The sequence below is a fragment of the Mycobacterium arosiense ATCC BAA-1401 = DSM 45069 genome (genome assembly GCF_002086125.1).
GTDB classification, from domain to species: Bacteria; Actinomycetota; Actinomycetes; order Mycobacteriales; family Mycobacteriaceae; genus Mycobacterium; species Mycobacterium arosiense.
This window is the reverse complement of the sequence record NZ_MVHG01000045.1, coordinates 1-23847: the sequence shown is the minus strand read 5'-3', so window position 1 is coordinate 23847 and position 23847 is coordinate 1. Positions and strand designations below refer to the sequence as shown.

17 protein-coding genes and 1 tRNA gene are annotated in these 23847 nt (G+C 69.5%); 12 read left to right on the top strand and 6 right to left on the bottom strand.

Annotation, left to right across the window (positions count from 1 at the left end; translation table 11 throughout):
- Positions 1–101: 101 nt before the first annotated feature.
- From BST14_RS17085 to nudC, 4 genes are all read left to right on the top strand, one after another.
- Complete coding sequence (locus tag BST14_RS17085) at positions 102–3239, top strand: ATP-dependent helicase (RefSeq protein WP_083065549.1); 3138 nt, start codon at positions 102–104, stop codon at positions 3237–3239.
- Positions 3236–6553: an ATP-dependent helicase gene (locus tag BST14_RS17080; protein ID WP_083065569.1), complete on the top strand. Its 3318-nt coding sequence runs from the start codon at positions 3236–3238 to the stop codon at positions 6551–6553. Before BST14_RS17085 ends, BST14_RS17080 begins: the two co-directional genes overlap by 4 nt.
- 94 nt (positions 6554–6647) lie before the next feature.
- The gene (locus BST14_RS17075; protein ID WP_083065547.1) at positions 6648–7718 is read left to right on the top strand and encodes a potassium channel family protein; all 1071 of its coding nucleotides are present in this window, start codon (positions 6648–6650) and stop codon (positions 7716–7718) included.
- The gene (gene nudC, locus BST14_RS17070; RefSeq protein ID WP_083065546.1) at positions 7718–8659 is read left to right on the top strand and encodes an NAD(+) diphosphatase; all 942 of its coding nucleotides are present in this window, start codon (positions 7718–7720) and stop codon (positions 8657–8659) included. The genes BST14_RS17075 and nudC overlap by 1 nt, the downstream gene beginning before the upstream one ends.
- Here nudC and mrx1 read toward each other — a convergent pair.
- A complete protein-coding gene (gene mrx1, locus BST14_RS17065) occupies positions 8656–8910 on the bottom strand; it encodes a mycoredoxin Mrx1 (protein WP_083065544.1) in 255 nt (84 codons plus the stop codon). The genes nudC and mrx1 overlap by 4 nt on opposite strands.
- A gap of 125 nt (positions 8911–9035) precedes the next feature.
- Between mrx1 and BST14_RS17060 the strand changes: the two genes are divergently transcribed.
- Both BST14_RS17060 and BST14_RS17055 read left to right on the top strand, forming a co-directional pair.
- Positions 9036–11147: an ATP-dependent DNA helicase UvrD2 gene (locus BST14_RS17060; RefSeq protein WP_169926100.1), complete on the top strand. Its 2112-nt coding sequence runs from the start codon at positions 9036–9038 to the stop codon at positions 11145–11147.
- Between the two features lie 442 nt (positions 11148–11589).
- The gene (locus BST14_RS17055; protein ID WP_083065541.1) at positions 11590–11862 is read left to right on the top strand and encodes a WhiB family transcriptional regulator; all 273 of its coding nucleotides are present in this window, start codon (positions 11590–11592) and stop codon (positions 11860–11862) included.
- Here BST14_RS17055 and BST14_RS17050 read toward each other — a convergent pair.
- From BST14_RS17050 to BST14_RS17040, 3 genes are all read right to left on the bottom strand, one after another.
- Positions 11859–13193 (bottom strand): macrolide-binding ATPase MABP-1, encoded by a 1335-nt coding sequence (locus BST14_RS17050; RefSeq protein ID WP_083065540.1) that lies wholly within the window; start codon positions 13191–13193, stop codon positions 11859–11861. The genes BST14_RS17055 and BST14_RS17050 overlap by 4 nt on opposite strands.
- Before the next feature lie 148 nt (positions 13194–13341).
- Entirely contained in the window at positions 13342–14202 is an 861-nt protein-coding gene (locus BST14_RS17045) for a cyclodehydratase (protein WP_083065538.1), read from the bottom strand.
- A gap of 36 nt (positions 14203–14238) precedes the next feature.
- Positions 14239–15636, bottom strand: a complete 1398-nt coding sequence (locus tag BST14_RS17040; RefSeq protein WP_169926099.1) for a zinc-dependent metalloprotease — start codon at positions 15634–15636, stop codon at positions 14239–14241.
- A gap of 104 nt (positions 15637–15740) precedes the next feature.
- On the opposite strand from BST14_RS17040, the gene BST14_RS17035 reads away from it, so the two are divergent.
- On the top strand, positions 15741–16763 hold the full coding sequence (locus tag BST14_RS17035; RefSeq protein WP_083065536.1) for a YlbL family protein: 1023 nt from the start codon (positions 15741–15743) through the stop codon (positions 16761–16763).
- A 74-nt stretch (positions 16764–16837) separates the two neighbouring features.
- Positions 16838–19819: a UPF0182 family protein gene (locus tag BST14_RS17030; RefSeq protein WP_083065534.1), complete on the top strand. Its 2982-nt coding sequence runs from the start codon at positions 16838–16840 to the stop codon at positions 19817–19819.
- Between the two features lie 3 nt (positions 19820–19822).
- On the opposite strand, the gene BST14_RS17025 is transcribed toward BST14_RS17030, so the two are convergent.
- Positions 19823–20767: a GlxA family transcriptional regulator gene (locus BST14_RS17025; RefSeq protein ID WP_083065533.1), complete on the bottom strand. Its 945-nt coding sequence runs from the start codon at positions 20765–20767 to the stop codon at positions 19823–19825.
- A gap of 148 nt (positions 20768–20915) precedes the next feature.
- Here BST14_RS17025 and BST14_RS17020 point away from each other — a divergent pair, with 148 nt between their 5' ends.
- The 4 genes from BST14_RS17020 to BST14_RS17005 all read left to right on the top strand — a co-directional run bounded on the left by BST14_RS17020 (position 20916) and on the right by BST14_RS17005 (position 23024).
- A complete protein-coding gene (locus BST14_RS17020) occupies positions 20916–21566 on the top strand; it encodes an HD domain-containing protein (protein ID WP_083065531.1) in 651 nt (216 codons plus the stop codon).
- A gap of 17 nt (positions 21567–21583) precedes the next feature.
- The gene (locus BST14_RS17015; RefSeq protein WP_083065530.1) at positions 21584–22288 is read left to right on the top strand and encodes a nitroreductase family protein; all 705 of its coding nucleotides are present in this window, start codon (positions 21584–21586) and stop codon (positions 22286–22288) included.
- A gap of 43 nt (positions 22289–22331) precedes the next feature.
- Positions 22332–22868: a cupin domain-containing protein gene (locus tag BST14_RS17010; protein ID WP_083065528.1), complete on the top strand. Its 537-nt coding sequence runs from the start codon at positions 22332–22334 to the stop codon at positions 22866–22868.
- Positions 22869–22947: 79 nt separating this feature from the next.
- A tRNA-Met gene (locus BST14_RS17005) sits at positions 22948–23024 on the top strand.
- An 85-nt stretch (positions 23025–23109) separates the two neighbouring features.
- Here the strand turns inward: BST14_RS17005 and BST14_RS17000 are convergent.
- A complete protein-coding gene (locus BST14_RS17000; RefSeq protein ID WP_281252809.1) occupies positions 23110–23736 on the bottom strand; it encodes a tyrosine-type recombinase/integrase in 627 nt (208 codons plus the stop codon).
- Between the last annotated feature and the right edge of the window lie 111 nt (positions 23737–23847).

The window sequence follows — 23847 nt, the reverse complement described above, 5'->3', positions numbered from 1 at the left end:
TGTCCGGCTCCTCCGGCCTCCAGGGTAAGAGCCGCCAAAGACGTGGCCGGTTCGGTCACTGCGCCAGCGGATCTGTCGGACCCTCGTGATGTCATGCCGTCATGGCCTACACGTGGGACGCCGAAGCGCGCACCGTCTTGGAACCTGGTGCGCGCGGTCGGCTGCGTATCCTCGGGGGGCCCGGCACCGGCAAGAGCAGCCTGCTGATCGACGCCGCGGTCGCCCAGATCGACGCCGGGGTCAACCCGGAATCGGTTCTGCTGCTTACCGGTTCCGGCCGGATCGGGATGGCCGAGCGCAGCGCGCTGACGACGGCGTTGCTGCGCGCGCGATACGGCGGCCCCGGCCGGGCCGCAGTCAGCGAGCCCTTGGTGCGGACCGTGCACGGGTACGCCTACGCGGTCCTGCGGCGCGCGGCCGAGCGGGCCGGTGAGGCGCCGCCGCGGCTGGTCACCAGCGCCGAACAGGACGCCATCATCCGCGAGCTGCTGGCCGGAGACCTCGAAGACGGACCGCGCGCCGCGACGGCCTGGCCGGCCCAGCTGCGTCCGGCGCTGAGTACCGCGGGATTCGCCGCCGAACTGCGAAACCTGTTGGCGCGCTGTGCCGAACGCGGCGTGGATCCCCAGGAACTTCAGCGGCTGGGCCGTCGCTGCCGGCGGCCCGAATGGACCGCCGCCGGCCAATTCGCCCGCCAGTACGAGCAGGTGATGCTGCTGCGCGCGGCGGTGGGCACGGCCGCACCGGAGGCGACCACGCCCGCGCTGGGCGCCGCCGAATTGGTGGGCGCCGCGCTGGAAGCGTTCGCCGTCGACCCCGAGCTGTTGTCCGCCGAACGCGGCCGTGTCCGCGTCTTATTGGTCGACGACGCGCAGCAGCTGGACCCGCAGGCGGCCCACCTGGTTCGGGTGCTCGCCGCGGGCGCCGAGCTGGCGCTGATCGCCGGCGATCCCAACCAGGCGGTGTTCGGCTTCCGGGGCGGTGAACCCGCCGGACTGCTCGGCGGCGACGCGCCCTCGGTGACGCTGACGACGTCGCACCGCTGCGCTCCCGCCGTGGCGCGCGCGGTCAGCGGTGTCGCCGCCCGGTTACCCGGCGGCGGCAGCGGCCGGCGGATCGACGGCGCCGGAGCGGGGGAGGGTTCGGTCACGGTGCGTGTGGCCGCGTCGGCGCACGCCGAGGCCGCGACCATCGCCGACGCGCTGCGGCGCGCACATCTGATCGACGGAGTGCCCTGGTCGCAGATGGCGGTCATCGTCCGGTCGGTGCCGCGGGCCGGTGCCCGCCTGCCGCGCGCCTTGGCCGCCGCCGGGGTCCCGGTGGCCGCGCCCGCCATGCCCGGCCCGTTGTCCGAGGAACCGGCCGCTCGCGCCCTGCTCACCGTGCTGTCGGCCACCGCCGACGGGCTGGACGGGCAGCACGCGCTGGCGCTGCTGACCGGCCCCATCGGTCGTGTCGATCCGGTGACGCTGCGCCAGCTGCGCCGAACGCTGCAGCGCGCCAACCCCGATCGCCGCCCGGGCGACTTCGCCGAGCTGGTGGTCGAGGCGCTGTCCGCCGGCGCCGCGCCGCCGGGTCCGCAGTTCGCCCCGCTGCGCAAGGTCCGCGCGGTGCTGGCCGCCGCCGCGCGCTCGTACCGTGCCGGTGAAGACCCGCGCTACACCTTGTGGGCGGCCTGGCACCGGTCCGGGCTGCAGCGCCGCTGGCTGTCGGTCATCGAGCGCGGCGGGCCCGCCGCGGCCCAGGCCACCCGGGACCTCGAGTCGGTGAGCGCGCTGTTCGACGTCACCGACGCCTACGTCTCGCGCACCTCGGGCGCATCGCTGCGCGGTCTGGTCGAGCACATCGCCGCGCTGGCGCTGCCGGGCGCCGTTCGGAACCCGTCCGCCGCGGTCGAACAGGTCCGGTTGCTCAGCGCGCACGCCGCGCTGGGGCACGAATGGGACTTCGTGGTCATCGCCGGACTGCAGGAAGGGTTGTGGCCCAACACCATTCCCCGTGGCGGCGTGCTGGGTACCCAGCGGCTGCTGGACGCGCTGGACGGGGTCGGGGCGGACGCTTCGGTGCGTGCCCCGCTGCTGGCCGAGGAACGCAGGCTGCTGGTCGCGGCGATGGGCCGGGCTCGCCGGCGGTTGCTGGTGACGGCGGTCGACAGCGACACCGGCGGGGCGGGCCACGAGGCCGCGCTGCCGTCGGTGTTCTTCGCCGAAATCGCGCGGTGGGCCGAAACAGAACCCGATGGCGCTGAGGCGCAACCGGTCTCGGCGCCGCGGGTGTTGTCCGCGGCCGCGCTGGTCGGTCGGCTGCGCGGCGTGGTATGCGCCCCCGACGGGGCCATCGACGAGGCCGCCCGGGGCTGCGCGGCAACGCAATTGGCCCGGCTGGCCCGGGCGGGCGTACCCGGCGCCGACCCGGCCGGATGGCACGGGCTGATCCCGATCAGCACCAACGAACCGTTGCGGGGCAGCGGCGATGTGGTCACCTTGACACCCTCGACCATGCAGACCCTCAACGACTGCCCGCTGCGCTGGCTCGCCGAGCGGCACGGCGGATCCAACCCGCGCGATGTGCGCTCGGCGATCGGGTCGGTGGTGCACGCCCTGATCGCCGAACCGCACCAGAGCGAATCGGAATTGCTGGCCGGGCTGGACCGCGCCTGGCAACACCTACCCTTTGCGGCACAATGGCATTCGGCCAACGAGCTGGCTCGCCACCGCGCCATGCTGGAGGCGTTCATCGAGTGGCGAGCGCAGACCCGGGGCGCACTGACCGAGATCGGCGTCGAGGTCGAAATCGACGGAACCGTCGTGACCGAGGGCGGCGGCGAGGTCCGGCTGCGCGGGCGGGTCGACCGGCTGGAACGCGACGCCGCCGGCCGACTGGTCATCGTCGACATCAAAACCGGCAAGACGCCGGTGAGCAAGGACGACGCGCAACAACACGCCCAGTTGGCCATGTATCAGCTGGCGGTGGCACAGGGATTGGTCGGCGACGGCGCCGACAACGCCGATCCCGGTGGTGCGCGCCTGGTCTACCTCGGCAGGACCGGGGCATCGGGGGTGGCCGAACGCGAACAGGATCCGCTGACCGCGGCCGGCGGCGACGAATGGCGCCAGGTCCTCGCGCGAGCGGCCGACGCGACGTCCGGCCCGCAGTTCATCGCGCGGCGCAACGACGGCTGCACGCATTGCCCCATCCGGCCGGACTGCCCGGCTTTCGCCGACGGGTCACGGCGATGACGCCGCCGCGGCCGCGCTATTCCCCGGCCGAATTGGCCTGGGCGCTCGGGCTTTTCCCGCCGACCGATGAGCAGGCCGCCGTCATCGCCGCACCGCCGGGGCCGCTGGTGGTCATCGCCGGGGCCGGCGCCGGCAAGACCGAGACCATGGCCGCGCGGGTGGTGTGGCTGATCGCCAACGGCTACGCCGATCCCGGTCAGGTGCTCGGATTGACCTTCACCCGCAAAGCCGCCGGCCAGCTGCTGCGCCGGGTCCGCACCCGACTGGCCCGGCTGGCCGGCGTCGGCCTGGGCGCGCCGGGCGCCGGCGATTCGACCGTCGACACCGACGGCGCGCCGACGGTCAGCACCTATCACGCCTTCGCGGGCGCGCTGCTGCGCGACTACGGTCTGCTGCTGCCCGTCGAGCCCGACACCCGGCTGCTCGGTGAAACCGAGTTGTGGCAACTGGCTTTCGACGTGGTGAACGCCTATCCCGGGGAACTGCGGACCGACAAGACCCCGGCCGCCGTCACCTCGATGGTGCTGCGGCTGTGGGGACAACTGGCCGAACACCTGGTGGACACCGACCAGCTGCACGATACCCACGTGGAGCTGGAACGGCTGATCCACTCCCTGCCCGCCGGCCCCTATCAGCGGGACCGCGGCCCCAGCCAATGGCTGCTGCGGCTGCTGGCCACCCAGACACAGCGCGCCGAACTGGTGCCCCTGCTCGACGCCCTCAACCAACGCATGCGCGCCGCCAAGGTGATGGATTTCGGGATGCAGATGGCGTCGGCGGCCAGGCTGGCCGCGACCTTCCCGCAAGTCGGTGCGGACCTGCGCAGCCGCTACCGGGTGGTACTGCTCGACGAGTACCAGGACACCGGCCACGCCCAACGCATCGCGCTCTCAACGCTGTTCGGCGGTGGGGTCGATGACGGCCTGGCTCTCACCGCCGTCGGTGACCCCATCCAGTCGATCTACGGCTGGCGCGGCGCGTCGGCGACCAACCTGCCCCGATTCACCACCGACTTCCCCCGATCCGACGGCACCCCCGCGCCGATGTGCGAGTTGCGGACCAGCTGGCGCAATCCGCCGACCACCCTGCGGGTGGCCAACGCGGTGTCGGCGGAGGCGCGGCGGCGCTCGGTGGCCGTGCACGCGCTGCGCCCACGCCCGGATGCCCCGCCCGGCACGGTCCGCTGCGCGTTGCTGCCCGATGTGACGGCCGAGCGGGAGTGGATCGCCGGGCACCTCGCCGCGCACTACCGGCTGGCCCGCGACGAGGGCGTCAGCCCGCCGACGGCCGCGGTGCTGGTGCGCCGCAACGCCGATGCCGCGCCCATCGCGGACGCGCTGCGCGCCCGCGGCATCCCTGTCGAGGTAGTCGGCCTGGCCGGGCTGCTGGCCATCCCGGAGGTCGCCGAGGTGGTGGCCATGCTGCGGCTGGTCGCCGATCCGACGGCCGGCGCGGCGGCGATGCGGGTGCTCACGGGTGCACGCTGGCGCCTGGGCGCCCGCGACCTCGCGACGCTGTGGCAGCGCGCGCGTGTCCTGGGCGAGGGTGTGCCGGCGGCCGACGCCCGCTCGCCGGAGTCGATCGCGATCGCGGCCGGCCCCGGCGCCGACACTGTGTGCCTGGCCGACGCGATCGCCGATCCCGGTGCGGCCGAAGCATATTCGCTCGCGGGGTACCAGCGCATCAGGGCGCTGGCCGCCGAACTGAGCGCCCTGCGCGCCCACCTCGGCCATCCGCTCGGCGACCTGGTCGCCGAGGTCCGCCGGGTGCTGGGCATCGACTGCGAAGTCCGGGCCGCCGCCGGGGTCGAGGCCGGCTGGGCCGGCACCGAGCACCTGGACGCGTTCGCCGACGTCGTCGCCGCGTACGCCGAACGCACCGGCGGCGTCACCGCGCCGGCGGACGGATCGGCAGCCACCTCGGTGACCGGCCTGTTGGCCTACCTGGACGTGGCCGAGTCGGTCGAAAACGGGCTGGCGCCGGCGCCATTGGCGGTCGCTCGCGATCGCGTCCAGGTGCTCACGGTGCACTCGGCGAAGGGGCTGGAATGGCAGGTGGTGGCGGTGGCGCACCTGTCCGGCGGCACCTTCCCGTCGACGGCGTCGAAGAGCACCTGGCTCACCGATCCCGCCGAGCTACCGCCGCTGCTGCGCGGCGACCGCGCCGCCGCGGGCGCCCTGGGTATCCCGGTCATGGACACCTCGGACGTCACCAACCGAAAGCAGCTGTCGGACAATATCTCCGAGCACCGCCGCCAGCTCGAGCAGCGGCGCATCGACGAGGAGCGGCGGCTGCTCTACGTCGCCATCACCCGGGCCGAGGACACCCTGCTGGTGTCCGGGCACCAGTGGGGGGCCACCGGCACCAAGCCGCGCGGCCCGTCGGACTTCCTGTGCGAGATCAAGGCCGTCATCGACGATTCGGCCGCGGCCGGCTACCCCTGCGGATCGGTGGAACACTGGGCGCCGACACCCGCCGACGGTGAACGAAACCCGTTGCGCGACAACGTGGTCGAAGCGATATGGCCGCCCGACCCGCTGTCCGGGCGGCGCAGCGACGTCGAGCGCGGGGCGGCGCTGGTGGCTCAGGCGCTGCGCGCCGGCGCGACCGACACCGGGGTCGACGTGGAGGGCTGGGCCGCCGACGTCGACGCCCTGCTGGCCGAGCGTGCCCGGTCGGTGCAGCCGCCGCCGCGCGCCCTGCCCGGCCAGCTGTCGGTCAGCTCGCTGGTCGGCCTGGCGCGCGACCCGGCGGGCACGGCGCAGCGGCTCAGCCATCGGCTGCCGTCGCGTCCCGAACCGCATGCGTTGCTGGGCAATGCCTTTCACGCCTGGGTGCAAAAATTCTACGGCGCCGAGTGCCTGTTCGATCTCGGCGACCTGCCCGGCGCGGCGGACTCCGACGTCGGCCACAGCGCGGAATTGGCCGCATTGCAGCAGGCGTTCACCGAATCACCCTGGGCCACAAGAACTCCCGTCGCCGTGGAGGTGCCGTTCGAAATGCCGATCGGCGACACGTTGGTGCGCGGGCGCATCGACGCGGTCTTCTCCGACCCCGATGGCGGCGCCACCGTGGTCGACTGGAAAACCGGTGAACCACCGCACGGGCCGGAAGCGATCCGGCAGGCCGCCGTCCAGCTCGCCGTGTACCGCTCGGCCTGGGCGGCGCTGGCCGGCGTCCCCGAATCGTCGGTGCGCACCGCCTTCTACTACGTGCGCGCCCGCACCACCCTGATCCCCGACGAACTGCCGAGCGACGCCGAGGTCGCGGACCTGCTGTCGGATCCCGACGGCGCCCGCGGTGTCGGGGTGTGACCTGCGCCGCCCGAGTATTGGGGAAGCTGTGGCCGTGGTTACATAAGACCCGTGCGTGTCTCGTGCGCAGAAGTGCAGCCGGTGACGGGCCGCCGTGGGCAACGGTAGGTCCCGGAAGCTGAGCGGTCTGGACGAAGCCCTGACCACTCAGCGCGGTCATCAGCTGATCGGCGTGGTGCGCATCCCCGAAGACCATGCGAGTCCCATCCGCGTCATCACCCGTCGGCTGGCCATCGCGCTGGTGGTGCTGCTGGCCGCGGCGGTCATCGTCTACCTGGACCGCACCGGCTACCGCGACGTGCGCAACCAACCGCTGACGTTCTTGGACTGCGTGTACTTCTCCGCGGTCTCCCTGTCGACGACCGGCTACGGCGACATCACGCCGTACACCGAAACCGCGCGCCTGATGCACACCCTGATCTTCACCGCGCTGCGGATCGCGTTTCTGGCCGTGCTGGTCGGCACCACGCTCGAAGTGCTCTCCGAGCGGTCACGCCAAGGGTGGAAGATTCAGCGTTGGAGGAGCAGAGTGCGCAACCACACCATCGTGATCGGCTACGGCACCAAGGGAAAGACCGCGGTCGCTGCCATCCTCGGTGACGAGACCGTGCAGACGGAGGTCGTCGTCGTCGACACCGATCGCGGCAGGCTCGAGCACGCCGAGAGCGCGGGCCTGGTCACCCTGCACGGCGACGCCACCAAAGCCGATGTGCTGCGGCTGGCCGGCGCCCAGCACGCGGCCTCCATCATCGTCGCCACCAGCCGCGACGACACCTCGGTGCTGGTGACGCTGACGGCGCGCGAGCTCGCACCCAACGCCAAGATCGTCGCCTCGATCCGGGAGACGGAAAACCAGCACCTGCTGCAGCAGTCCGGCGCGGACTCGGTGGTGGTCTCGTCGGCCACCGCCGGCCGGCTGCTGGGGCTGGCCACCACCACGCCCAGCGTCGTGGAGATGATCGAGGACCTGCTGACCCCCGACGTCGGGTTGGCCATCGCCGAGCGTGAGGTGGAGCAGACCGAGGTCGGCGGATCGCCGCGGCACCTGCGTGACATCGTGCTCGGCGTGGTGCGCGACGGCCACCTGCTGCGCATGGGCGCACCCGAGGTGGACGCGATCGAGGCCAACGACCGACTGCTCTACATTCGAAACGCCGACCACTGATGGCGATCGCGGACTTTCAGCTGCGCAGCGTACCGCTGCTGTCGCGCGTCGGCGCCGACCGCGCCGATCAGCTGCGCACCGACGTCGACGCCGCCACCGCCGGCTGGGCGGAGGCGGCGCTGCTGCGGGTGGATTCGCGCAACCAGGTGCTGGTCGCCAACGGCCGGGTGGTGCTCGGCGCGGCCGCCGAAGTGGGTGACAAGCCGCCGTCGGAGGCGGTGTTCCTGGGGCGCCTGGAGGACGGCCGGCACGTCTGGGGCGTCCGTGGCGCACTGCAGGCCCCCGACGATCCCGATGCGCACGCCGAGGTGGTGAATCTGCGCAGCCTCGGCCCGATCTTCGACGACACCAGCAGCCAGCTGGTGGCCGCGGCCGTCGCGCTGCTGAATTGGCATGAAAAGGCCCGCTACAGCCCCGAGGACGGTTCGCCGACCCGACCGGCCCGGGCCGGCTGGGCACGCGTCAACCCGGTGACCGGTCGCGAGGAGTTCCCGCGCATCGACCCGGCGGTGATCTGCCTGGTCCACGACGGCGGTGACCGCGCGGTGCTGGCCCGCCAGGCGGTGTGGCCGGAGCGGATGTTCTCGCTGCTGGCCGGATTCGTCGAGGCCGGTGAGTCCTTCGAGGTGTGCGTCGCCCGCGAGATCCGCGAGGAGATCGGGCTGACCGTGCGCGACGTGCGGTATCTGGGCAGTCAGCCGTGGCCGTTCCCGCGCTCGCTGATGGTCGGCTTCCACGCCGTCGGCGACCCGGCCGAGGAGTTTTCCTTCAACGACGGCGAGATCGCCGAGGCGCACTGGTTCACCCGCGATGAGGTGCGCGCCGCGCTGGCGGCGGGGGACTGGTCCAGCTCGTCGGATTCGAAGCTGCTGCTGCCCGGGTCGATCTCGATCGCCCGCGTGATCATCGAATCCTGGGCCGCGATCGACGCGGGGCCCTAGCTGCCGGTCTCGGCCAGCTTCGCCTTCACCTGGGCGGCGCTCGGATTGGTCAGCGTCGACCCGTCGGCGAACTTCACCGTCGGGACCGTTTTGTTGCCGCCGTTGACCGAGCTGACGAAATCCGCGGCCGCCGCGTCGTGCTCGATGTCGACCGCCTCGTAGGGAATCCCGTTGGACTTGAGCACGGTCATGAGCCGGTGGCAGTAACCACACCAGGAGGTCGTGTAGACGGTGAGCGGGGCGGAGGTCATAGCTGGTTAACGTAGCCCGGCGACGATGCATTCCGCGCCGGGGGTGCCCGGGCGACACGCCTGGCCGCCGCTGAAGGTGTGGCGATGCACCGGGTTTGTCGGCGACCGCTGCCAAGATGGACGGCATGCCGATGGTCGCCGATCCCTTGACAGCCGGGCTGGACGACGAGCAGCGCGAAGCCGTGCTGGCTCCCCGCGGCCCGGTCTGCGTGCTCGCCGGCGCCGGCACGGGAAAGACCCGCACCATCACGCACCGGATCGCCCAGCTGATCGCCGGCGGCCACGTCGCGGCCGGCCAGGTGCTGGCCGTCACCTTCACCCAGCGGGCGGCGGGGGAGATGCGCTCGAGGTTGCGGATGATCGACGCCGCGGCGGGCGCGGACACCACCGTCGGCGCGGTCTCGGCCCTGACGTTCCACGCGGCCGCCCACCGACAGCTGCGGTATTTCTGGCCGAGGGTGGTCGGCGACACCGGCTGGCAGCTGCTGGACAGCAAATTCGCCGTCGTCGCCCGCGCGGCCGGGCGCGCCCGGATCAACGCCAGCACCGACGACGTGCGCGACCTGGCCGGCGAAATCGAGTGGGCCAAGGCGTCGCTGATCGGGCCGGAGGAATACCCGGCCGCGGTGGCCGCCGCCGCGCGCGACATCCCGTTGGACGCCGCGCTAGTCGCCGCCGTCTACGCCGCCTACGAGGCCCTCAAATCCCGCGGCGACAACGTCACCCTGCTCGATTTCGACGACCTGCTGCTGCACACCGCGGCCGCGATCGAGAACGATCCCGGGGTGGCCGAAGAGTTCCGGGACCGGTATCGCTGCTTCGTCGTCGACGAATACCAGGACGTCACGCCGTTGCAGCAGCGGGTGCTGACGGCGTGGCTGGGCGATCGTGACGACCTGACCGTGGTGGGTGACGCCAACCAGACCATCTACTCGTTCACCGGGGCCTCGCCGCGGTTCCTGCTCGACTTCTCCCGCCGGTTCCCCGACGCCACCGTGGTGCGCCTGGAACGCGACTACCGCTCCACCCCGCAGGTGGTGTCGTTGGCCAATCAGGTGATCGCCGCGGCGCGCGGCCGGGTCGCCGGCAGCAAGCTGCACCTGGTGGGCCAGCGGGCGCCGGGTCCGGCGCCGTCGTTCCACGAGCACCCCGACGAACCGGCCGAGGCCGCCGCGGTCGCGGCGTCGATCAAGCGGCTCATCGAATCCGGCACCCCGCCGTCCGAGATCGCTGTGCTCTACCGGGTCAACGCGCAATCGGAGATCTACGAGGAGGCGTTGACCGAGGCCGGCATCGCCTATCAGGTTCGCGGTGGCGAGGGATTTTTCAACCGTCAGGAGATCAAGCAGGCCTTGCTGGCGCTGCAGCGATGCTCAGAGCGCGGTTCGGAGCAGGGCCCGGCGGGCCCGTTGCCCGACGTGGTGCGCGCGGTGCTGGAACCGCTGGGGTTGACGGCCGAGGAACCGGTGGGCACCCGGGCCCGCGAGCGCTGGGAAGCGTTGACCGCCCTGGCCGAGCTGGTGGACGACGAAGTCGCGCAGCGACCGCAACTCGACCTGCCCGGGCTGATGACCGAACTCCGGACGCGCGCCGACGCCCGACACCCACCGGTGGTGGAGGCCGTCGCGCTGGCGTCGCTGCACGCCGCCAAGGGGCTCGAGTGGGACGCGGTGTTCCTGGTCGGGTTGGCCGACGGCACACTGCCCATCTCGCACGCGCTGGCGCACGGCGCCGAAAGCGAAGCGGTCGAGGAGGAACGCCGGCTGCTCTACGTCGGAATCACCAGGGCCAGAACGCATTTGACGCTGAGCTGGGCGCTGGCGCGCAGCCCGGGCGGCCGCCAAAGCCGCAAGCCGTCGCGGTTCCTCAACGGCATCGCGCCCCAGGCGCGTTCCGACGCGGCACCGAACAAATCTCGGCGAACCCGCGGCGCCGCGACCCGCTGCCGGATCTGCAACAACAACCTGACCACCCCGGCGGCCGTCATGCTGCGGCGCTGCGAGACCTGCGCCGCCGACATCGATGAGGACCTGTTGCTGCGGCTCAAGGCGTGGCGGCTCGACATCGCCAAGGAGCAGAAAGTGCCCGCCTACGTCGTCTTCACCGACAACACGCTGATCGCCATCGCCGAGCTGTTGCCCGATGACGAAGAGGCGCTGATCGCGATCCCGGGCATCGGCGCGCGCAAATTGGAACAGTACGGGCCCGACGTGCTGGAGTTGGTACGCGGCCGCTGACCGGTAAACCCGCAGGTCGCAAAATCGGTTGTGATCGCCGGCGGTGACCGCTTACCCTCGAAACGCACAACTTGGCACCACGGAAGTCGGCATTGCGGAAGGGGGTGGCCACGATGATCAACGACGCTTGCGGTGTAGGCGTGGCCCGCGCGGCGCGTCCTGTCCTGGACGCCGCTACCTCCCATGCCGCACACGCCGCCTCGGCGGCCGCGCGTAAGCATCGCGCCGCCGCCGCGACCGACGCGTCCGTCCAAGTTGGGGCCCCACCGAAGGCGAGCTGAGCACCAGCCCGGTTTTCTCCCCAGATGGCCACGGACCCGAAGTCACCAGGATCCGTGGCCACAGTTGTTTTAGCCGGAGTTGTTTTAGCCGGCAACTTCTTGACCTGGTCCGGATCACTCCCAACGGACGCCAACCCAGATCAGGAAGTAGGTGGTAGGACATGTCGGCACCGACAGTCCCCGGACAAGTTCTGCCGTGTCACGTCGGAGATCCCGACCTGTGGTTCGCCGACACACCGGCCGATCTCGAGCGGGCCAAGACGCTGTGCGCCGGGTGCCCGGTCCGGCGCCAGTGCCTGGCGGCCGCGCTGGAACGGGCCGAACCCTGGGGCGTGTGGGGCGGCGAGATCATCGACCGCGGCTCGGTCCTGAGCTTCAAACGGCCCCGCGGCCGTCCGCGCAAGGACCAGCGGCGAGACGGGGCCGCCGCCTAAGACGAGACGATGGCCTCATCCGGTTCGGCGAAACCGGGCACCAGTTCCTCGGACAGCGCCTTGATCGGCACATGGGCGTCCAGCTGGCACAGGATCGCGGACACCGACAGGATCACCCGCATCGGGATGACCAGCTTGGGCGGCAGGTCCATTTGCCGGGCCGTCCGGATCTGCGACATCGACTTGTCGATTTCGATGGCGGACATCTTCTGCAGCCACTTACGGGTGTAGTGGAACACCTCGACCTCGACCGGTTCGACGTACTGGCGCAGCATGTCGTCGATGTCGCGGACCGACACCTGCTGGCCCTTCTGGATGAAGCCGGCCTTCTCCATCGTCGGCAACAGCAGGTCGTAGTTCTTGTCGCGGGCCAGCCGGATGCTCATCCCGAGCTCGATCGGCAAGCCACCGGGCAGCGCGGCGACGGCGCCGAAGTCGATCACGCCCATCCGGCCGTCGGGCAGCAGCATGAAGTTGCCCGGGTGGGCGTCGCCGTGCAGCATGCCCAGCCGGCGGGGTGCGTCGAAGGTGAGCTCGAGCAGCCTGGTCCCCATCAAATCGCGCTGTTCGGTGGTGCCGTGCCGGATGATCTCGGCCATCGGGGTGCCCTGCATCCATTCCTGGACCACGACTTTCGGCGCGCTGGCCACGATGCGCGGCACCGCGAAGTGCGGGTCGTCAGCGTAGGCCTTGGCGAAGGCGCGCTGGTTCTCGGCCTCCAGCCGGTAGTCCAGCTCCATCTCGGTGCGCTCGATCAGCTCGTCGACCACGCCCTGGACGTCGGCGCCCGGCGCGAGCTGCTTGAACACCCCGACCAGCCGCTGCATGGTCTTGAGGTCGGCCCGCAGCGCCTCGTCGGCGCCCGGGTACTGGATCTTGACCGCCACCTCGCGGCCGTCGGCCCAGACGCCCTTGTGCACCTGGCCGATGCTGGCCGAAGCCACCGGGGTGTCGTCGAACGAGCTGAACCGGTCGCGCCACTTGGTGCCCAGTTGGGCGTCGAGCACCCGGTGCACCTTGGCGGCGGGCAGCGGCGGCGCATCCTTTTGCAGCTTGGTCAGCGCCTCGCGGTACGGCTCGCCGAACTCCTCGGGGATCGCGGCCTCGAGCACCGACAGGGCCTGGCCCACCTTCATCGCGCCGCCCTTGAGCTCGCCGAGGACGGTGAACAGTTGGTGGGCGGCCTTTTCCAGAAGCTCGGCCTGGACCTCGTCCCTGGACTTTCCGGTCAGCCGCTTGCCGAATCCGATCGCCGCCCGGCCGGCGAACCCGACGGGAATGCTGGCCAGCTTCGCGTTGCGCGCAGCCCGGCCCCGTTTGATGTCAGACACCTACCCATCATCCATGATGGCCAGCGCGATGTGGAGCGATGCCGACAACGTACGTTGTCACCCTAATTAACGGGCTGGTCAACGGGCCCCCATGATGAATGTGGCCTTTACTACAGCCTTCACCACAGCCGTACTACAGCGGGGCGAGTCAGCACGAGCACAGCGGATGTTTGGCCCACGGCCGCGTAACGAGCGCGCCGGAGTGCACGTCGAATTCCAGGGTCGCATTGAGCGTCGGGGGCGGTTCGGGCGTGGTCTCCCGCCCGTGCACGGCCGCGATCACCCGGTCCACCTGGCTGAGCGCCAGCGCCGCCGTCGCCAGCACGGTGGCCCGATCGGCGACCCCGACGGTCTCGCGCAGCTGGGCGCAGATCGCCGGCCAGGCCGCGTCGCGGTCCCGGCGGTGCAGGTCCGCACAGCCCAGGCAGCTTGTCACCCCGGGGATCACCAGCGGACCCACCAGCCCGATGCCGTCGCGCACCCGCACCAACAGATGGGCGACGCCCTGGCTGTGCAGATCGCGCACCATGCGCGGGTCGGCGACCAGGAAGTCCGACAGCACCACCAGATCGACGTCGTGGGCCGACACCGCGGCGTGCGGTTGGCTGCTGTGCGCGATCCGCGCACCCGAACAGCGCAGGGCCTCCACCAGCAGCTCCGAGAGCGGCCCGCGGCCGTGGATCCGCACCGAGGCCGCCCGGGCGCGTGGCCGCCCGCATTCGGTGGCCACCCCGGCAGCGACCAACTGCGTGACCAGGTTTCGCAGGCCCTCGGCGTCGGTCAGGCCGCGGTCGAGCGCGCGGCGCTGCAATTCGGGGAGCGGGGTCGGTGACCACATCGACCGCAACAGGGTGGCCAGCTCGGCGGCGGCCAGGCCGCCAGGCGGGCGGACGAGCACCGCGCGGCGGGGATCCCAGCCCACCTGGACCGCGCCGTCCGGGCGCAGCAGCACCGGCAGCGCCGGATCCAGCGCGTATCCAGAAACCGTGGCCTCGAGCCGCTGAGTCACCCCGTCACTGTGTCACGCGCAACGCGATGGCCCCGGTCAGTTATCCACAGAACCGGGACCCGGGTCCTCTGGGTTCTGGCCCTCGCGCTCGAGTTTGGCGATCGCCTCGTCGATGCCGCTGGTGTCACCGCCGACGACCCGGTCGATGAAGCCCGCCGGCTCGTCGAGGTCCTCGGCGTCGGGCAGCAGGTCGGGGTGTTGCCAGATGCCGTCGCGGGAGTCGACGCCGGCGGCCTCGGTCAGGCGCTCCCAGAGCGCCGCGGCCTCCCGCATCTTGCGCGGCCGCAGCTCCAGCCCGACCAGCGTGGCAAAGGTCTGCTCGGCCGGGCCGCTGCTGGCGCGGCGCCGGCGCATCGTCTCGCCCAGCGCGGCCGCGCCGGGGATCCGGTCGCCCAGCGCCCCGGCCACCACCACCTGCACCCAGCCCTCGATGAGGGCGAGCAGTGTTTCCAAGCGTTCCAGCGCCTGCGTCTGGGCCGGCGTCGCCTTGGGCTCGAAAACGCCCTGCCCCAGCAGGTTTTCGATGGCCGCCGGATCCGACAGCGACGCCGGATTGAAGTCGCGCGCCAGCTCCTCGATTCCGGACATGTCGATCTGCATGCCCATGGCATAGGCCTCGACGGCCCCGAGCAGTTGGCTCGACAGCCACGGCACGTGACTGAACAGTCGGTGGTGGGCGGCCTCCCGCGCGGCCAGGAAGGTCAGGACCTCGCTGCGCGGCCGCTCCAGTCCGGTGGCGAATGATTCGACGGTGTCGGGCATTACCGCCGCAATTCCCTTGGGCCCCAACGGTAAACCAATATCGGTGGAGGTCAACACCTCGCGGGACAGACGGCTCAGCGCCTGTCCGAGCTGCGAGCCGAACGCCATGCCACCCATCTGCGACATCATCTGCAGCAGCGGGCCGGCCATGCTCTTGGCCTCCTCGGGCAGCGACGCCGCCCACACCGTCGAAATCTGTTGTGCCATCGGGTCACACAGCCGCTTCCAGGTCTCCAACGTGTTGTCGACCCAGTCGCCGGGCGTCCAGCCCACCGCCTTGGTGGTGCCCGCCGGCAGCGCCGTGGCCCCGTCCAGCCAGGTTTCGGCCAGGTGCACCGCATCGGCGATCGCCGAATTGGTGGTGTCCGGAATCGGCGCCACGAAGCCGATCGAATTCGTCGCGACGCGGCGCGCCAACTCGTAATTGACCGGTCCCGAGCCGGTTCCGCCGGGCCCGACAGTGCCCGCGCTGCTGAACATCTGGCCCAGTTGGGTGAAGATCTGCCCCAAGTCACCCATGCCGAATTCACCGCTGATGCCGAAGGCGGCGAACGGGTCGGACGGGTTCGAGCCCGAATCGGGATCTTTCTTCCCGCGTTTGTCGGGGTCGTCTCCCGAGTCTCCTGAGGGGAAGCCGAAAGGCAGGTCAGCCATACCCTCAACGGTACTCACCGCTAGGTCAGACGGCGCGACCTCGGGTCAGCTGGTAGCTGAACCCGCCGAACCGGACGTTATGGCGCGACACCGCGCCGCGGCCGCCGTCTAGTGTGATCGGCGTGAACAGGCGCATCCTGACCTTGGTGGTCGCGCTGGTCCCGATCGTGGTGTTCGGCGTGTTGCTAGCGGTGGTGACCGTGCCGTTCGTGTCGCTGGGGCCCGGTCCCACCTTCGACACGCTCGGGGAAGTCGACGGCAAGCAGGTGGTGGCGATCAAGGGCACCCAGACGCATCCGACCACCGGGCACCTCAATATGACGACGGTGTCCCAGCGCGACGACCTGACCCTGGGCGAGGCGCTGACGCTGTGGCTTTCGGACACCGAACAGTTGGTGCCGCGCGACCTCATCTATCCCCCCGGTAAGTCGCGCGAGGAAGTCGACCAGGCCAACAATGCCGATTTCAAGCAATCCGAGGACAGCGCCGCCTATGCCGCCCTGGGTTACCTCAAATACCCGGCGGCGGTCACCGTCGCCAAAGTCCCCGAGCCGGGGCCCTCGGCGGGCAAGCTGAAGACCGGTGACGCCATCGACGCGGTCAACGGCGTCCCGGTGGCCACCGTCGACCAGTTCACCGGCTTGCTGAAGAACACCAAGCCCGGCCAGGTCGTGACGATCGACTACCGCCGCAAGAACGAGCCGGCCGGTGTGGCGCAGATCACCCTGGGTGCCAACAAAGACCGCGACTATGGCTTTCTGGGCGTCGCGGTGCTCGACGCGCCGTGGGCGCCGTTCACCGTCGACTTCAACCTGGCCAACGTGGGCGGGCCGTCGGCCGGACTGATGTTCAGCCTCGCGGTGGTCGACAAATTGACCACCGGGGATCTGGCCAAGTCGAATTTCATCGCCGGGACCGGAACCATTTCCTCCGACGGCAAGGTCGGGCAGATCGGCGGCATCACCCACAAGATGGTCGCCGCGCACGCGGCCGGGGCGACGGTATTTCTGGTGCCGGCGAAGAACTGCTACGAGGCCAGCTCGGACAATCCGTCCGGCCTGCGGTTGGTCAAGGTCGAGACGCTCGGCCAGGCAGTAGATGCGTTGCACGCGATCGGCTCGGGTCAGCAGGCGCCAAGCTGCTAGCGAAGCCAAGCGATCACGGGTTGTGCCATGCGTAGAGTTATCACCGACTAGCAATCGATCAGGGAGCGTAGCCAGTGGGGATGCGGCCCACCGCACGGATGCCGAAGCTGACTCGGCGTAGCCGAATTCTGATCCTGATCGCACTGGGTGTGATCGCGTTGCTGCTTGCCGGTCCGCGGCTGATCGACGCGTACGTCGACTGGCTGTGGTTCGGCGAGCTCGGGTATCGCTCGGTGTTCTCCACCGTGCTGGTCACCCGGTTCGTGGTGTTCTTGATCGCCGGCCTGCTGGTGGGCGGCATCGTGTTCGCCGGGCTGGCGGTGGCCTATCGCACCCGTCCGGTGTTCGTGCCGAGCAACGACAACGACCCGGTGGCGCGCTACCGCGCCCTGGTGCTGTCGCGGTTGCGACTGGTGAGCGCCGGAATCCCGGTGGCGATCGGCCTACTGGCCGGCATGGTCGCCCAAAGCTATTGGGTGCGAATCCAACTGTTCTTGCACGGCGGCGACTTCGGCTTGCACGACCCGCAGTTCGGCAAGGACCTCGGCTTCTACGCGTTCGAGCTGCCCTTCTACCGGCTGCTGCTGTCCTACCTGTTCGTCGCGGTGTTCCTGGCCTTCGTGGCGAACCTGTTGGCCCACTACATCTTTGGCGGCATTCGGCTGTCCGGCCGCACCGGTGCGCTGAGCCGATCGGCGCGTGTCCAGCTGGTCACCCTGGTCGGGGTGCTGGTGCTGCTCAAGGCCATCGCCTACTGGTTGGACCGCTACGAGTTGTTGTCGCACACCCGCGGCGGCAAACCCTTCACGGGCGCCGGTTACACCGACATCAACGCGGTGCTGCCCGCCAAGCTGATCCTGATGGCGATCGCGCTCATCTGCGCCGGCGCGGTGTTCTCGGCGATCGTCCTGCGGGACTTGCGGATTCCCGCGATCGGTTTGGTCCTGTTGCTGCTGTCGTCGCTCATCGTGGGGGCGGGATGGCCGCTGATCGTCGAGCAGATCAGCGTCAAACCCAATGCCGCGCAGAAGGAAAGCGAATACATCAGCCGCAGCATCGCCGCGACGCGGCAAGCCTACGGCCTGACCTCCGACCAGGTCACCTACCGCAACTACACCGGCGACGCGCAGGCCACCGCCCAGCAGGTCGCCGACGACCGGGCCACCACATCGAACATCCGGCTGCTCGACCCGACGATCGTCAGCCCGGCGTTCACCCAGTTCCAGCAGGGCAAGAACTTCTACTACTTCCCTGACCAGCTCTCCATCGACAGGTACCAGGACCGCAGCGGGGCGTTGCGTGACTACGTCGTGGCGGCCCGCGAGCTCAACCCCGATCGGCTGATCGACAACCAGCGCGACTGGATCAACCGGCACACCGTATACACCCACGGCAACGGCTTCATCGCGTCGCCGGCCAACACGGTGCGCGGAATCGCCAACGATCCCAACCAGAACGGCGGCTACCCCGAATTCCTGGTCAACGTCGTCGGCGCCAACGGTGGCGTGGTGTCCGACGGTCCGGCGCAGCTCGACCAGCCGCGCGTCTATTACGGGCCGGTCATTTCGAACACGTCGGCCGACTACGCGATCGTCGGGCGCAACGGCGCCGACCGCGAATACGACTACGAGACCAGCAACGAGACCAAGAACTACACCTACACCGGCCTCGGCGGCGTCCCAATCGGCGACTGGCTGTCGCGCACCGTGTTCGCCGCGAAATTCGCCGAGCGAAACTTCCTGTTCTCCAACGTGATCGGCTCCAACAGCAAGATCTTGTTCAACCGGGACCCGGCGCGACGGGTGGAGGCGGTGGCGCCGTGGCTGACCACCGACAGCGCGGTGTACCCGGCGATCGTCAACAAGCGACTGGTGTGGATCATCGACGGCTACACCACGCTGGACAACTACCCGTATTCCGAACTCACGTCGTTGGAGTCGGCGACCGCGGACTCCAACGAGGTGGCGTTCAACAGGTTGGCACCCGACAAGCGGGTTTCCTATATCCGGAACTCGGTCAAGGCGACCGTGGACGCCTACGACGGCACCGTCACGCTGTATCAGCAAGATGAGCAGGATCCGGTGCTCAAGGCGTGGATGCGGGTCTTCCCGGGCACGGTCAAGCCGAAGAGCGACATCAGCCCCGAGCTGGCCGAGCACCTGCGCTATCCCGAGGACCTGTTCAAGGTGCAGCGGATGTTGCTGGCGAAGTATCACGTCAACGATCCGGTGACGTTCTTTTCCACCTCGGACTTCTGGGACGTGCCGCTGGATCCGAACCCGACGGCCAGCAGCTACCAGCCGCCGTACTATATCGTCGCGAAAAACATTGCGAAGAACGACAATACGGCGTCGTACCAGCTGACCAGCGCGATGAACCGGTTCAAGCGTGACTATCTGGCCGCCTACATCAGCGCCAGCTCCGACCCCGCGACGTACGGCAGGATCACCGTGCTGACCATCCCGGGGCAGGTCAACGGACCCAAGCTGGCCAACAACGCGATCACCACCGATCCGGCGGTGTCCCAGGACCTCGGTGTGATCGGGCGCGACAACCAGAACCGGATCCGGTGGGGCAACCTGCTCACCCTGCCGGTGGGCCAGGGCGGGCTTCTCTACGTCGAACCCGTGTACGCCTCCCCGGGGGCTAGCGACGCGGCGTCGTCGTATCCGCGGCTCATCCGGGTGGCGATGATGTACAACGACAAGATCGGATACGGCCCCACCGTGCGTGACGCCCTGACCGGGCTGTTCGGTCCGGGCGCGGGCGCGGCGGCGACGGGCATCCAGCCCACCGAATCCGGCACGCCCGCCGCCAGTCCGCCGGCCAACGCGCCGCCGCCGGCCGTGACGCCGGGTTCGGCGCCACCGGTGGCCGCGCCGCCGGTTCCCGACGGGTCGGTGACGCTCTCTCCGGCAAAATCGGCTGCCCTGCAAGAGATCCAGGCCGCGATCGGCGCGGCCAAAGACGCCCAGAAGAAGGGCGATTTCGCCGGCTACGGTGCGGCGCTGCAGCGCTTGGACGACGCGATCACCAAGTACAACAACACCAAATAACCGTCACGCGTAGGCCGTTCGGAACCTGTCCCGATAGGCTTTCGGGCTGATGCCCAGGTGATTGACGAACACCCGCCGCAGGGTTTCGATGCTGCCGAAGCCGGCCATCCCCGCGGTCTCGGTCACCGACCGGCCGGATTCCAAGGCATTGCGGGCGAAATCGATCCGCACCAGTTCGACGTAGCGCGCCGGACTCATCCCCAGCTCGGACTGGAAGAGCCGGGTCAACTGGCGGGTGCTCAGGGATGCCAGCGCCGCAAGCCTTTTCACGCTGTAGTCGGCGCCGGGGTCGGCCGCAATCGCATCGGTGACCGGGCGCAGCGGCGACTGCGGCGGGGGATCGGCCTCCAGCAACACCGAGAACTGTGATTGGCCGCCCGCGCGCTTGAGGTACACCACCAGCCACCTCGCCACGTCGCGGACCAGTTCGGTCCCGTAATCCATTTCGACCAACGCCAGCGCCAGGTCGATGCCCGACGAGATCCCGGCCGAGGTGAAGATGTCGCCGTCGCGGACGAAGATCGCGTCGGGCTCGACCGTCACGTCCGGGAATGCCCGGGCCAGCAACCGGGTGTCGTGCCAGTGCGTGGTGGCGCGCCGGCCGTTGAGCACCCCGGCCTGGGCGAGGATGAACGAGCCCGTGCAGATCGACGCCAGCCGCCGGGTCCGGGCCGACACCGATCGAACGGCCTCGACCAGGGCGGGGTCGATGGGTCGCGCGGGCAGGTGGTCGCTGCCGGCGACCAGGACGGTGTCGGCGGAATCGATCGCCGCGATGCTGTCCGTCACGCCCAGCCGCGCCCCGATCGAGCTGGTCACGTCGCGCCCGTCCAGCGACGCGATCTTGACCTGGTAGTCGGCGCCGAACCGGTTGGCCTCGACGAAGACCTCGCCCGCGCCGGCGACGTCCAACAGCGTCACCCCGTCGAACACGACGATCACCACCACCCGCGTCCGCGCTCTGGCTTCGGTCACGCAGCCATTGTGTCGCGTTCTGTGGAGAGGACGGCCAGAACGGCCAGGGTCGAATCGTGCGTGCCGCAGCACACTCATAGCAACGGTCACCCCACAAGGCCCTTACCAGGAGATGAGAACAATGACCACCAGCTCAGTCGACACCATCGCCGGCATCGGCGTACCCGACACCGCGCTGGCGCGCGAGGCCACCGATTTCATCCGCGACACCGAGGACGAGTTGCTCTTCAACCATTCCCGGCGGGTGTTCTTCTTCGGGGCGTTGCAGGGCCTGCGCCGCGGGCTGCAACCGGACGCCGAGCTGCTTTATGTCGCGGCAATGTTTCATGACCTGGGCCTGACCGAGCGCTACCGCGGCTCGAACGTCCGCTTCGAGGTCGATGGCGCCGATGCGGCCCGGGACTTCTTGACGGCCCATGGCGTCGACAAAGCCGAAGCCGACAAGGTCTGGCTCGGAATCGCGTTGCACACCACCCCCGGCGTGCCCGAGTTCATGGCACCCGAGGTCGCCCTGCTGCAGGCCGGTGTGGAAGTCGACGTGGTCGGCGTCGGGCGCGAGCAACTGGCTCCCGAGGAGCTGGCCGCGGTGACCGCCGCCCACCCGCGCCCACAGTTCAAGCGGCGCATCCTGGCGGCGTTCAACGACGGCATGAAGCACCGGCCGCGGACCACCGACGGCACCATGAACGCCGACGTGCTGGCGCACTTCGATCCGGACTTCCAGCGCGTCGATTTCGTCGACCACATCCTGCACAACGGCTGGCCCGAGTAGCGGAAGGGAGCAGAACAATGGACATCTACGAAGGCCTATACACCACCCGGATGATGCGCCGGCTGCGTCCGGATCCGATTCCGTTGGACACCCAGGCCCGCATTCTCGATGCGGCCGTCCGCGCCCCGAACGGGGGTAACACCCAGCGTTGGCACTTCGTGGCCGTGGACGATCGCGAACTCATCGGCAAGTTCGCCCAACTGTTCCGCGCGGCCCGCGCCCTCGAATGCGAAAAGTTCAGCACGGGAACGGGACCGATGGTGGCGACGGCGCAGGGTGCGGATCCGGCCGCTCACGCCGAAACGATGCGCCGGATGAAGGGCTCGGGGGATTACCTGGCCGACCATTTCGAAGACATTCCCCTGCTGCTGTTCGTCTTCGCCATCGATGACCTTGGCGGCGCCAACATCTACCCCGCGATCTGGAGTGCGCTGCTCGCCGCCCGCGCCGAGGGCGTCGGCGGCGCCATGACGATGGTGCTCCGCAATTTCGAGAACGAGGTGAACGCACTGCTGGGAGTTCCGGTCGAGCAGGGCTGGAAGATGTCGGCCATGCTCACCCTGGGTTACCCGCTGGGCAGGTGGGGCGTCGCGGCGAATCGCCGTCCCGTGCACGAGGTTTCGTCCCGCAACGGCTGGGGCAAGCCGTTCGGCGTCGAAGTGCCGCAGCCGCTGTGGCCGCCGCACCACGAGATGACGACCGGCCTGGCCGCGGCGGGCTGAATAGGCCCTGCGGCGCAACGGATTTGCGAGAAAGGTAGGTCACATGAGCGGTCCAGATCCCATTGGCGTCACCGTGGTGCGGCCGGGGGAGGGCGACGTCGTCGCCCTGCCGGGCTTCGGGGCGGTGTTCAAATTGTCCGGCAAGACCAACGGCGGCGAGGTGTCCATCGTCGAGCACCCGTTCGCGGTCGGCCTGCTCACGGCGGCGCACCGGCACACCCGCGAGGACGAGCATTCTATCGTGCTGGCCGGCGAGATCGGCTTCCGCTCCGACGACAGTGAAGTGGTGCTGGGCCCCGGTGGCTACATCACCAAGCCCCGCGGGCAGATGCACGCGATGTGGAACGCCGGCAGCGAGCCGGGCCGCATCGTCGAGATTATCACCCCAGGCGGATTCGAGAACTATTTCCGGGAACTCGGCGAGCTGCTTGTCGAGCACGCCGACGACCCGGCGGGCAAGCCGCTGCGCGAGCTGCCCGAGTTCGGCGAGCTCGCCGACAAGTACGGGCTGACGTACGGGTCGCCGGAGTGGATGGATGACATCGCGCGGCGGTACCGGCTGAACCCGCCGTCTCACTGACCTGGATTTGGGCTTCGATGGCCGCTGACCGCGCGATTTGGTCGCCGTGACACCGGTTCGGTAACCTGGCATTTACCAACGCGGGGTGGAGCAGCTCGGTAGCTCGCTGGGCTCATAACCCAGAGGTCGCAGGTTCGAATCCTGTCCCCGCTACCAGCGGAAATGGCCCCCGGAGACTTCTCCGGGGGCCATTTTCATGCCCGATGGCCACGTGTTTGGCAACATTAGGCGTGCTAAGCATCTAACTGTCGCCTTCGTCGGCTAGATCCCAGCCGTTGCCGATTAGGAATGCGGCCGCGTGCTCGGCGGCGTCTCGGTCATCGTTTCGCAGAACATGTGCATAGGTTTGGAGGAAGAATCCAACATTGGCGTGGCCGATCCGCTCGCTGATCACCTTCGGGCTTATGCCGGCTTTGAGGGCGCCGGTCGCGTAGGAGTGCCGCAGATCGTGGAAGGTGATCCGCGAGAGTCCTGCAGCTGCCGCGAGTCGATCGAAACGCTGTCTGATGGTGTCGGGGTGCGGTGGGCGACCGTCCTCGAAGGTGAAGACAAAGTCGCCGGCGCGATAGTCAGGGCCGAAGAACTCTCGCTCGCGGTTCTGGATTTCCCGCCAGTTGCGTAGCGCGGCGACTGTGGTTCGATCGATCGAGATCGTTTGGTCGGCGTTCTTTGTTTTGCCGCCGTGTTTGTCGCGGGCGTGGCCTTTGACGACGACGCGATTGTCGTGGACCGCGATCTCGCCGGCGTCGAGGTCGACGGCCGACCACTTGAGCCCGCAAATCTGGCCTCGGCGGATTCCGGTGGTTAGTTCCAGCAAGAAAAGCGCAGCGAACCGGTCGTGCTGGATCGACATGAGGAAGGTCTGAATCTGCTCAGGCTTCCAGACCTTCCGGCGTGTTCGGGGTCAAGTCCAGGGACGTGGTGTACGGGGTCGTCTTGTGATTCTTCGAGATGATGGTTCAAGCGGTCAGTGCCGCAG